The sequence below is a fragment of the Aliarcobacter faecis genome (assembly GCF_013201705.1).
Taxonomy (GTDB): Bacteria; Campylobacterota; Campylobacteria; order Campylobacterales; family Arcobacteraceae; genus Aliarcobacter; species Aliarcobacter faecis.
In genome coordinates this window covers 1,161,886-1,174,076 of the sequence record NZ_CP053837.1, presented here as the reverse complement: position 1 = coordinate 1,174,076, position 12,191 = coordinate 1,161,886, and the positions used below count along the sequence as shown (strand labels likewise).

Below are 12,191 nucleotides of genomic sequence, written 5' to 3'. Positions count from 1 at the left end.
ATATCCTTACCCTTTCTTTTATAAAAAGATTAATTTTTAATCTAATCTAGGTCCAGCAGCTGTAAAATCATATTCACTCTCTAAAGTCAAATATTTTTTAAAGTTTTCAATATACATTTCTGCTAATTTTCTTTTTGCTTTATCATATTCTAATGGATCTGACCATGTATATCTTGGAGTTAATACATGTGTATCTACACCTTTTAAAGTTTTTGGAATTTGAAGATTAAATATTGTCATATTTTGGAATTCTGAGTCATTAATAGAACCATCTAAAATAGCATTTATACATGCTCTTGTATTTTTAATACTCATTCTTTTTCCAACACCATAAGGACCACCAGTCCATCCAGTATTAACTAAGTATACATTTACATTGTGTTCATCTATTTTTTTACCTAAAAGTTCAGCATAAACAGTTGGGTTTAAAGGTAGGAAAGCTTCTCCAAAACAAGAAGAGAATGTTGCTATTGGTTCTGTAATTCCTCTTTCTGTTCCTGCAACTTTTGCTGTATATCCACTTAAGAAATAGTACATTGCTTGTTGTTTATCTAATTTTGCAACAGGAGGTAATACACCAAAAGCATCTGCACATAAGAAGATAATATTTTTTGGATGTCCACCTCTCATAGAAGGAGTATGGTTTTCTATATGGTCTATTGGATAAGAGACTCTTGTATTTTCTGTTTTTGATTTATCACTATAATCAACAACTCCATTTTCATCAGCAACAACATTTTCTAAAATAGCACCTTTTTTAATAGCACCATAAATTTCTGGCTCACTATCTGGATCAAGATTGATTACTTTCGCATAACAACCACCTTCAAAGTTGAATACTCCATTATCATCCCAACCATGCTCATCATCACCAATTAAAGCTCTATTTGGGTCTGTTGAAAGTGTAGTTTTTCCTGTCCCAGAAAGTCCAAAGAATAGAGCAGTATCTCCATCTTTCCCAATATTAGCTGAACAGTGCATTGGAAGTTTTCCTTCAAGTGGAAGCCAGTAATTCATCATAGAGAATACACCTTTTTTCATTTCACCAGCATACCAAGTACCACCAATAATAGCTTGATTCTCTTCAACATTGAATATTACATAAACTTCAGAATGTAAACCATGACTTACATATGCCATATCTACAGTTTTACAAGCATTTAATATTGTAAATTCTGGCTTAAAGTTATCTAATTCCTCTTTTGTAGGAATAATAAACATATTTTGAATAAAATGTGCTTGCCAAGCAACTTCAGTTATAAATCTTACAGCTCTTCTTGAATCCAATGATGAACCACAATAAACATCAGTTACAAAAACATCTTTATTACTTAGTTGTTTTTTTGAAGTTTTTAATAGATCTTCATAAACATCTTTAGAGACTTTTCTATTTATATCTCCCCAAGCAATATATTTATTTGATGGGTCTTGATTAACAAAAAATTTATCTTTAGGGCTTCTTCCTGTGAATATCCCAGTGTCAATCATTAAAGCACCTGTTGAAGATATTTTAGCACCTTCATTTTTAATTGCAAAATCGATTAAAAAATCAATATCCGAATTTCTAAATACCGTACCAACGTTTTCTAAACCTAATGAGTCTTTAATATTAGACATAATTTAAATTCCTATCCTAATTTTTAATGCGAAATTTTATCCAAAAAAATATAAAACTTTCTGAAATATGAGTAATTTTTACTAAAAAATTATATTTTCTTTGTTTTTTTAAAAAAATTACCACTAGATTATCTATTTTATAGTATCTTATCACCAATTTTATATATTAAACCATCAATTTTTCTTAAAAAATCAATAAAACTTTTTTTAGTTTCTACTATTCTTTTTGACATTTTTAAATCCTTAATAAAATTTCTAAAATCTTACAATATTTTTTAAAATTACTTGAAAAATATTGCAAATTGTAATATAATTTTAAAAATTGCTAAAAAAGGAACTATTATGTTTATTGTTGATGAAATTATTAACAAATTAAAAAATATATTAAATACAGATAATAATGGTAAAAAAATATTTGATAAAGATGTTGCAGAGTCTTTAGAACTATCTCAAGCAAATTTTGCAACTATGAAAAATAGAGGCAAAATTCCATATTCAAATATTTTAAATTTTTGTGCAAAGAGAAAAATATCTATAAATTGGCTTTTATATAATCAAAATCCCAACTCTTTAATAGATAGTACAGACAGATATTGGATAAAATATTATCCTAGTGTTAGTGTTAGTGCAGGAGGGGGTGCCTATGAAAATGAGGATAATTACGAAAGTTTAGAACTTCCAGATAGTTTTTTAGCTGTTTTAGGAGGAAAAGAGAATCTTAAAAATATAGAAGCTATAAATGTAATTGGCGATTCAATGGAACCTACATTAAATTCAAATAATATTATTTTTATAGATAAGACAAAGAGTGATATAAGTAAAGATGGAGTTTATGCTTTTACAACAAATTATGGACTCTTTGTAAAAAGAGTTCAAAAAAGAGTTGATGGGAAGTTAGATATTATTTCAGATAATAAGGATTATCCTGTACAAATTTTAAATAAAGATGAGTTAAATGTTTTAGGAAAAGTTATAAGCTCTTTTGGAAAGATATACTAAAAAAGAGTATTGGTATTTTGAGATTTTTGGAGATATTCAAAAATCTCTTTATGATTAAAGCCTATAATATAAGCACAATTAAAAGATGATTTTTTTAATATATTTCTTAATTCATTAATATTTTCAATAACTATTTGTTCAGCTCTTTTTAAATTATTAATATAATCTTTTGTTATAAAAATAGTTTTTGCATATTTAAACTCTTTCTTAAGATAATTTATCTCTTCTTCAATTAGATTTAGATTATTTTGACATATTATGAAACTATCACTTTTTCCAAACTCTATTGGTTCAAAATTTTTATCTATAAATATTGCTTTAAAATTTGAATAAAGTTTTAGTTTTGAAATATCTATTTGTCTATCAAAAAAATTAAATATATTTAAAAAACTATTTAAATATAAACTTGATAATTTAAGTCTTGAAAAATAGCTGTTTTCATAAGAGAAACTTAGTTCAAAAAGTGAGTGTTTTGTTAAATTTGTTAGTTTACTACTCTCTATATCTTTTTCAAAAATTTTATTATTTGGATAGATGCTATTTAGAAGCTCATAATTTTTTGAGATTATTATATCTTCATCTTTTATATCATCAATAAATTTAAAAATCTTTTCTATATTTTTAGGAATTAAAAATATAGGTTTAGTGTGATAATTTTGGTATAGTTTTATCATATCAAAACTTTCATCTTTACAAAAATAAGCCTCTAGTCTAAGACTTGATAATTTAAATCTAATTAATTTAATAATAGCTAAATATAAATTTTTTACTTTAATAAAGGCAATTTCATTATCAAAAACATCAATATTATCTTCAAAAATTATTGCATAAGCCCCATTTTGTACTGCTATTTCTAAATCTTCTTTATTTTTAGCAATAAATAAATCTGAGATTTTTACTTTTTTTGGGTCAGTTTTTATACCATTTATAAAAGAGATTGATGGAGAGTTTAAAAGTTCTCCATCTACTATATCAACTATTGAAGAGATTTTCACTAGCTTATTTTTGTTCCGATTTTTTTTGGTTTTTCAGGTCTTATTAGACTTAAACCATTTTCATCTTTTGCTGCAAGAAGCATACCTTCACTAACATATCCCATTAATTTAGCAGGTTTTAAATTTGCAACAACACAAGCTTGAGTTCCTATTAAATCAACTGCTGAATAGAACTCTTTTATTCCTGCTAAAATTTGTCTAGGTCTATTTTCTCCTAAATCAACTTTTAATAAAAGAAGTTTTCCTGATTTTGGAACCTCTTGAGCTTCAATAATTGTTCCAACTTTTATTGTAGTTTCAAAGAATTTATCAATAGTTATAAGATTATCTTCAATATCGAGTTTCTCTAATTCTACTTTACTATCACCATCTTCAGTTTTTGTAACATCACTAGTTTGTGGTTGAGCTAATAAAATATCTTCAACTCTAGGGAATAGGGCATCTACTTTTGTAATTTTTACATCATTTAAAAATTCTTTATTTAAAATTAGCTTATTATAGTTTTCTGTAGAAATCTCAACTCCTAAGCAATTAGCAATATCTTTTATTTTATGAGGCATAACAGAGTCTAAAAGTAATGCTACTTTTGCCATAATATTTGTTATTAAAGCTACAAGAGCCATAGCTTGATCATTTTTCCCATCTTTAATTAAATTCCAAGGCTCATAATCATTTATTGCTTTATTTGCTATTGTTAATATTTTCCAAATCTCTTCAAGATATCTATTTATTTGCATATTATAAATATAATTTTCAAGAGAATCAACTATAGAATTTACCTCTTCTATCTCTTTTTTGTGGAATTTTTCTACATCTTTTGAAGATACATTGTAGTCAAAATATTTTCCACTCATTCCTATAATTCTATTTAATAAATTTCCTAAATCATTTCCTAAATCAGAGTTTATTCTATCAATTAAAGCTTTTTGTGAAAAATCTCCATCTTGCCCAAATGGAACTTCTCTTAAAAGAAAATATCTAAAGGCATCAAGTCCATAAGCATCAGCTACCTCTTTTGGATTTACAACATTCCCTTTTGATTTACTCATTTTTTCACCATCTCTAGTCCACCAACCATGAGCTGCTATATGTTTTGGTAAAGGTAGATTTAAACTCATTAAAAATGCAGGCCAATATATTGCATGAAATCTTAAAATATCTTTTCCTACTAAATGAATATTTGCTGGCCAAAAATTCATATTTTTTTCATCAGTTCCATAACCTAAAGCAGTTGTATAGTTTAAAAGGGCATCTAGCCAAACATACATAACATGTTTTGGTTCATTCATCTCTTTTGGAAGTTTTACTCCCCAATCAAAAGATGTTCTTGAAATTGATAAATCTTTTAAACCATTTCTTACAAAATTTACAATCTCATTTTTTTTAGCTCTTGGTAAAATACAATCAGGATTTTCTTCATACCATTTTAAAAGTTTATCTTCATAAGAACTAAGTTTAAAAAAGTAGCTTTCTTCTTTTACGACTATTGTTGCTCTTCCACACTCAGGACAGAATTGTTCATCTATTAGTTGAGATTCAGGATAAAAAGTTTCACAAGGTACACAATAAAAACCTTCATATTCACCTTTATAAATATCACCATTTTCATACATTTTTAAAAAAGCTTTTTGAACACCAATTTTATGCTCTTCATCTGTCGTTCTAATAAATTTGTCATAAGTTATATCAAATTCATCCCATAAACTTCTAAATTTACCAGATATTTCATCTGCATACTCTTTTGGAGTTTTATTTCTAGCTTCTGCACTTTGAGCTATTTTTTGCCCATGTTCATCTGTTCCTGTTAATAAATAAGTGTTATGTCCAATAAGTCTTGAATATCTTGCTAGCATATCAGCAATAATTGTTGTATAAGCATGACCTATATGTGCCACATCATTTACATAATAAATTGGAGTTGTTATATAAACATTTTTACAAGAGTTTTGCATCTTTTCCCTTCTTTTTAAAATTCAAATCCACCGCCAGAGCCTTTATTCATTGACTCATAGACAGCAACTACATACTTTTTTCTTAAACTGCATTCAAAAAATTCACTACAAGGTTTACAAGAGTTTAAATTTTTTGAATTTTGGCAAGATTTAAGCTCTTTTAAGACCTCTTCAAGTTTTTCTTCCCACTTATCTAAAATTTTAGTTTCTTTAGACATTTTTACTATAAACTTCTAAAACTCTATTTATTTCACTATTTGAACCAAAAAAGCAAGGAGTTGTATCATGAATATGAGTAGTAGTTATATCTAAAACTCTTTGATATCCATCAATAGCCATTCCACCAGCTTTTTCAAAAGTTAATGCAAAAGGGAAAACTTCAAATAATTGTCTTAATTTTCCTTTTGGTTTATCACTTGTTCCTGGATATGAGAAAAGTCCACCACCTTTTAATAAAATTTGGTGTAAATCAGGGACCATACCACCACTATATCTTAATCTATATCCATCATTAAAAATATCATCAATTAATTGTTTATGAAATGGTGCCCAGCAGTTTTGAGTAGAACCAGGGGCATTTAATTTCCCTTTTTCATTTAGTTTAATATTTTGAATAAATTTAAATTCACTATCTAATAATCTATACATTTTTACATCATCTGTAGTTACAACCATTTCAACTCTTGGACCAAAAACGATATAGACTGAAGCTACTATATTTTGAGCATTAAATTCATTTTTATATATTCCGAAAATAGAACCTACACTTAAGTTTACATCAACTAAAGATGAACCATCAAGCGGGTCATAAGCTATCAAAAACTCTCCATCTTTATTTATATTTTTAATATTATCTTGCTCTTCACTAACTATTGCTTTAATAGTTGGAATTTTTGAAAAAATAGCTTCAATAATCTCATCACTTTGAATATCAAGTTTTAATTGAGTATCACCAGTGCTATTTTCACTTTGGCTTTTCTCTGTATCACCTGTTTGTATTAAATGTTTTATTTTTATTGCTGATTCTTCTATTGCTTTTATTATCTCTTGCATTTATACCCTTTTTGCATTTTTATCTATCCACTCTATAATCTCTTCTGGATTGTTTAAATCTAAAATATCTAAACTTTTAGGAATCTGTTTTTTATTAATACTATCATCAACTGCTAAAGCATTAGAAACAGTAAAATAGCTCTCATCAAGTTTATCTCTAAAAATAGAAATTCTAGGAAGTTCCAAAGTTTTTAACCCTTCAACTAACAAATAGTCAAAATCATTAAAAATAGAGATAAGCTCATTTACACTTGAAGTATCTTTTTTAAATATTGTTGTTTTATTTGGGCTTACAACAGCAACATCAGCTCCTGTTTGAGAGAATTTAAATGAGTCTTTTCCTTCTCTATCAAATATTGCTTTATCTTTTGGATCGTGTTTTATAATACACACCTTAAAATCACTATCTTGTAAAATACTTGCAACTTTAACAATAGCTGTTGTTTTTCCACTATTTGATGGACCTGAAAAGGCCACTACTAATCTTTTTTTATTCATAGGCTGGATTTTATCTAAAGAATTGTTAAACTCTATTTATATAAAAATATTTTTTAAAGGCTTTGTAATGTACAATATTCGGCAATTTCAAAGGAGAATTTATGTATAAATTTCTATTTTTATTAGCAATTCCACTTATATTTGTAGCTTGCACACCAAAAAATAGTGCTTTTAGATTTTTTGATAAGGGCTTAGAAGAGACTAAGGCAGTTAAATATACTAAAAAAGCTGATATTGTAAAAGATAAAGAAGTTGATGTTATTTTTATGGCAACATATTTAAATATGGTTGATAAAAAGTTAGATTTAGCAAAAAAAGAGCAGTTTTTAGTTTTTACATATTTTGCTAAAGAGCAATCACAAGATATGGAGAAAAATGGATATACTATATATTTAAATCAAAAAGAGCCTATACTTTTTGAAAAAATTGAAAAAGATGATGAAAAATATAAAGATTATATGCTTAAAAATCACTGGGGAACTTACTATTTAGTAGAATTTGAAAATTTAAATAATATTAAAAACTTCTCTTTGGTTTTACAAAACCAAGAGTCTAATAAGGCGACACTAAGCTTTGTAAAATAGTAGATAGTGAGATTTTATTCTCACTATTTAAATAGTTATTATAAATATAGTAGTTTGTTAAAACTTTTTTTCCATAATCTTTTGTTTCATTATATGAAATCATCTCCATACTTAAAAATGGCTCAAATCTATTTTTTTCTTTAAATAAGCCTTTTTTTAATTGAGTTCTTGTATAACCAGCTCCACCATTATAAGCATAAGCTACAAAAAGAGGATTATTATCAAATTGTCTATTTAATTTATCTAAATGATAACTTGCAAACTCTATATTTTTTCTAGGATTAAACTGTTCATAAATATTATAATTTTGACCTAGTTCTTTAGCTATATCTTTTGATAAAAAAGGCATTATTTGCATCATCCCTTGAGCACTTGAAAATGAGATTGCTGATGGAATAAATCTACTTTCTTGTCTTGCTATTGAATAGATTAAGACTTGTTTATCTATATCATAATTTTTTAAAATCTCTCTATAAGGAGTTATATAATATTGAGTTTTATATTTTTCAAATCTTTCTAAAATAAATGCCATATGTGGTTCTGTATCTTTAGAAGAAAAAATATTATAATATTTTTGAAGTTTAATTTCATCTAAATTTTTCTTTGTATCTTCTGTAACTTCATCCCACAAAAAAGGGTTATAAACATCATAAGAAGTTGCTTGATTTTTTAATTCTATACTATAAAAAACATTGTCAATTTTTACATTTAATAGCTCTTTAGCATATAATGAATAAATATTTATATCACTACTTTTTGCTAATTCATCTAAAAAAGAGTTATCATTTGAAGTTAAATATAACCAATATAAAGATTTGTCTTTATCGGATTTTAAATATGAATTATTATAAGATTTATTGAAAAAGTCTTTTGCTTTTAGTAAATCTTTATTATTTATTGCATTTATACCTAGCATAAATGATATTGTAGAAGATAGAGTTATATTTGTATTTAAATTATCTAAAGATCTTTGAATACTTTTTAAATCTTTACTATATATTACATATCGTAAAAATTTTTCAAAGTCTTTATTTTTGGATAGTTCATTTAAAAAATTTATATCTATATTTTTATTTAAATATTTATTTCTATAACTATCACTTACTTCAAAAAATATTTTTAAAAATCTTGTAGCTCCACTATCTCTTAACTCTTCATAAACTTTTGTTGAGGCAATTGTTTGTAAATCTTTTTTTAGTGTTGGATAGGAGTCTAATTTTGATATAAAAAAATTCAAATCATTTTTTGATAAATCAGAAGCTTTTTTTAAAGAGGCTAAACCTAAAGCAATACATTTAGAGCTTGAAGATTTTAGCTCTAAAATAGAGGCATTATAACAAAATCTATCTTCTGGACTTATCTTTTCACTAAATTTTTGTTTAAAGGCTCTATCTAAAGTAGCATTATTTCCTTTTCTCATATCATAAGCTTTTTTTGCTATCTCATAAGTTAAATTTTCGTCTTCTAAAAATTGTAAGATAAAAAAGTCTTTTGCACTTGATTTAGGTCTATTTTCTAACCAATCAAGGGTAACTTTAAAATCTTTTTGCATAAAATCAGCTTGTGGGTTTTCAAGAGCAAAAAGATTAAAAGATAGAGAAAAAATTAAAGTAAGTTTTAAAATACTTTTTATCATAACAACTTACATTAAAATTTTTTGTAAAAATGTCTCTAGGAATATAAGAGCAAAAATCAAAATAAGTGGAGCTAAATCCATTCCACCAAAAGTTGTTGGAATTACTCTTCTTATTCTTGCATAAACAGGCTCTGTTAATCTATAAAGCATTTGAACTATTGGATTATATGGGTCAGGTCTTACCCAGCTTAAAATTGCAGAGATTATCACAACCCATTTATAAAGGAAAATAATACTAAAAAAAACAGTTAAAATTGAGCTAAATAATGCATCTATCATCTTACAATCTCTCCTATATAATTTTTAATAAATGGATAAATATCAGCTAAATTTGGTCCATTTTCAACACCAGTTAATATATATCTAAGTGGTTTAAATAGATTTTTACCTTTTAAGTTTGTATTTTCAACTACATAATTTTTTAAATCTTCATAATTTTCAAAATATGGTGCATTTTGTAGAGTATCTTTGATTTTTTTACTCTCTTCTTCAAAACCTTCTAAAGTAGTTTTTAAACTAAAAATATCATCTAACTTAGCTTTTATATCTTTTATTGTACTAGCTTCTTCTAAATATAGTTTTGCTAATTTTCCTATACTTTCATCTGCAAAACCTAAAATCTTTGATAATCTCATATCTTCAAGTAGTTCTATATGTTTTCTATTTATAAATCTTAATTTATCAATATCAAATTTAGCTCCACTTTTTGAAATATTCTCTATTTTAAACCACTCTATGGCTTCTTCAAGAGTGAAAATTTCTGTTGGTGTCTTATTTCCAATTAAAACTAAATAGTTTGCTATTGCACTTGGTAAGAAACCTTGTTCAATTAACCATTTAACGCTACTAGCATCATCTCTTTTACTCATTTTTTTACCTGTAATTGCATTCAAAATGATTGGTAGATGAACATATTTTATCTCTTTTGTATATCCTAAACTTTCTCTAATATGTATTTGCTTTGGTGTATTTGAGATATGGTCTTCTCCCCTGATAACCATTGAAATATCCATTAACATATCATCAACACTACAAGCATAGTTATATGTTGGAGTTTTATCTTGTCTTAAAATAATAAAACTATCAACATCAAAAGGTGCATAATCAAAATCACCTTTTAGTAAATCTCTAAATTTTATATTGTGTTCAGGTTTTTTAAGCCTTACTGTAAAAGGAGCATTTGTATTTAAAACTGTTTCATCATTTAAAGTTTCACAAAATCCATCATATCTAAAAGGAATACCTTTTTTTATACTCTCTTCTTTTAACTCTTCAAGTTTTTCATCACTACAAAAACAAGCAAATGCCTTTTTTTGAGTCATTAATTGTAAAGCCATTTTTTGATGATATTTTAAATTTTCACTTTGATAAAAAACATTTTTATACTCAATTGAAAAAAGATTTAAAATCTCTAAAATCTCTTTATCTTTTCCTTCAATATTTCTAGCCTTATCTGTATCTTCAATTCTAATAATAAGACCTTCATTTAACTGCTTTGATACTAAATAGTTAAAAATTGCAACTCTTAGGTTACCTATATGCATATCTCCTGTTGGACTTGGTGCAAATCTTAGCATAAATTATTTCCTTACAATAAAAAATGTTAAATTATTTAACTCTGTATGAGTTTTTATGTAGTTGTTTAAATCTTCTAAAGTTAAATTTTGGATTTTTTCAAGTTCAATTTTTGGGTAATCTTGACTTAAACCTCTAAAATCTAGCATAAAAGCTCTATTTAATCTTTGAGCCAAAGTTTCTGTTCTAAGTGGTTCACTTCCACTTAAAAAGTTTTTAGCAGCATTTAATTCCTCTTTTGTTACTCCATTTTTTACAAACTCTTCAACCAAAGATATTACAATATCTTTTGCCTCTTTATAGCTTTCATTTTTTGTTTGTAAATAACCACTAAAGCTAGAATAAGACCTATTTATATTTATATTTGAGTAAGCACTATATGCTAAACCTCTTTTAACTCTTATTTCTTCCATAAGTCTTGAACCAAATCCAGAACCACCTAAAATAAATGAAGCAACTTTTGCTTTATAATTATCTTCATCTTGACTATTTGCATTAAAGTTTGAACCAAAATATATATAAGCTTGTTCTGTTGGTTTTAAAAGCTCTTTCTCTTGTTTTTGTGAGATAAACTCTATCTTAGAATTTTGCTCTTTTTCTCCAATCTTTAAACCTTTTAGAATAGGAGATATAGCTTTTTCAAGCTCTTCAAAAGCTATATCTCCTCCTGCTACAATAACTAAGTTATTTAAAACTAAAGAGTTAGATAAAAACTCTTCTATATTTTTTAAATTAATTTTAGAAATAGATTCAATTGTTCCACTAGCAGGATTTGCTAAAGGAGTTCCACTATAAAGTAGGGCATTTAAACCTTTACTAGCTACATCATCAAAATCATTCTCTTTTCTTTTAATACTTCCTGTAACTAAAGTTTTTACCTTGCTTAAAGCTTCATTTGAAAAATTTGGAGATTTTAAAAGAGTATTTAATAATTCAAGCGCTAAATTTGATTTCTCTTTTAAACTTGAAAGTTCTATAGTAAGAGTTTCTAAACCAATAGCACTATTAATAGTTATGGCATTATCATCTAGTTTTTCTGCAAACTTTGTAGCTCCTAACTCTTTTGTACCTTCATTTAAAATTTTTGAAGATAGATTTGCCAAACCTAAATTATTTTTATCTTTTATGTAACCAGCATTTTTGAAAATTAGTTGTAAATTTAAAATTGGTAGTGATTTTTGTTCTTCAAAAATTACTGGGATATCAATATTATTTATATTTATATGCTTTATCATTGCACTCATCAAACTTCCTTGTAATATTAAAAAAATATATAAAATAT

12 protein-coding genes are annotated in these 12,191 nt (G+C 26.1%); 2 read left to right on the top strand and 10 right to left on the bottom strand.

Features of this window, described 5'->3' with window-relative positions; all coding sequences use genetic code 11:
• Positions 1–36 precede the first annotated feature (36 nt).
• The gene (pckA, locus tag AFAEC_RS05975) at positions 37–1,617 is read right to left on the bottom strand and encodes a phosphoenolpyruvate carboxykinase (ATP) (protein ID WP_026805653.1); all 1,581 of its coding nucleotides are present in this window, start codon (positions 1,615–1,617) and stop codon (positions 37–39) included.
• Positions 1,618–1,959: 342 nt separating this feature from the next.
• Between pckA and AFAEC_RS05970 the strand changes: the two genes are divergently transcribed.
• Positions 1,960–2,616, top strand: a complete 657-nt coding sequence (locus AFAEC_RS05970; protein ID WP_026805652.1) for a S24 family peptidase — start codon at positions 1,960–1,962, stop codon at positions 2,614–2,616.
• On the opposite strand, the gene AFAEC_RS05965 is transcribed toward AFAEC_RS05970, so the two are convergent.
• The 5 genes from AFAEC_RS05965 to mobB are packed head-to-tail and all read right to left on the bottom strand — an operon-like array spanning position 2,613 to position 7,114.
• Entirely contained in the window at positions 2,613–3,611 is a 999-nt protein-coding gene (locus AFAEC_RS05965; RefSeq protein ID WP_026805651.1) for a hypothetical protein, read from the bottom strand. The two genes, AFAEC_RS05970 and AFAEC_RS05965, sit on opposite strands and share 4 nt — an antisense overlap.
• A complete protein-coding gene (gene metG / locus AFAEC_RS05960; protein WP_026805650.1) occupies positions 3,611–5,563 on the bottom strand; it encodes a methionine--tRNA ligase in 1,953 nt (650 codons plus the stop codon). Before metG ends, AFAEC_RS05965 begins: the two co-directional genes overlap by 1 nt.
• 14 nt (positions 5,564–5,577) lie before the next feature.
• Entirely contained in the window at positions 5,578–5,781 is a 204-nt protein-coding gene (locus AFAEC_RS05955) for a hypothetical protein (protein WP_026805649.1), read from the bottom strand.
• Entirely contained in the window at positions 5,774–6,616 is an 843-nt protein-coding gene (locus AFAEC_RS05950) for a class 1 fructose-bisphosphatase (RefSeq protein WP_026805648.1), read from the bottom strand. Before AFAEC_RS05950 ends, AFAEC_RS05955 begins: the two co-directional genes overlap by 8 nt.
• Entirely contained in the window at positions 6,617–7,114 is a 498-nt protein-coding gene (gene mobB, locus AFAEC_RS05945; RefSeq protein WP_026805647.1) for a molybdopterin-guanine dinucleotide biosynthesis protein B, read from the bottom strand.
• Positions 7,115–7,215: 101 nt separating this feature from the next.
• Here mobB and AFAEC_RS05940 point away from each other — a divergent pair, with 101 nt between their 5' ends.
• Positions 7,216–7,698, top strand: coding sequence for a hypothetical protein (locus AFAEC_RS05940; RefSeq protein WP_026805646.1), 483 nt, complete (start codon positions 7,216–7,218; stop codon positions 7,696–7,698).
• On the opposite strand, the gene AFAEC_RS05935 is transcribed toward AFAEC_RS05940, so the two are convergent.
• From AFAEC_RS05935 to AFAEC_RS05920, 4 genes are read right to left on the bottom strand one after another with little or no spacing between them, the layout of a single operon-like run.
• Positions 7,667–9,334, bottom strand: a complete 1,668-nt coding sequence (locus AFAEC_RS05935; RefSeq protein ID WP_172658631.1) for a lytic transglycosylase domain-containing protein — start codon at positions 9,332–9,334, stop codon at positions 7,667–7,669. The two genes, AFAEC_RS05940 and AFAEC_RS05935, sit on opposite strands and share 32 nt — an antisense overlap.
• A gap of 6 nt (positions 9,335–9,340) precedes the next feature.
• Positions 9,341–9,613, bottom strand: coding sequence for a YggT family protein (locus AFAEC_RS05930; RefSeq protein ID WP_026805644.1), 273 nt, complete (start codon positions 9,611–9,613; stop codon positions 9,341–9,343).
• Entirely contained in the window at positions 9,610–10,911 is a 1,302-nt protein-coding gene (gene gltX / locus AFAEC_RS05925) for a glutamate--tRNA ligase (protein WP_026805643.1), read from the bottom strand. Before gltX ends, AFAEC_RS05930 begins: the two co-directional genes overlap by 4 nt.
• A gap of 3 nt (positions 10,912–10,914) precedes the next feature.
• Positions 10,915–12,153 (bottom strand): M16 family metallopeptidase, encoded by a 1,239-nt coding sequence (locus tag AFAEC_RS05920; RefSeq protein WP_026805642.1) that lies wholly within the window; start codon positions 12,151–12,153, stop codon positions 10,915–10,917.
• Between the last annotated feature and the right edge of the window lie 38 nt (positions 12,154–12,191).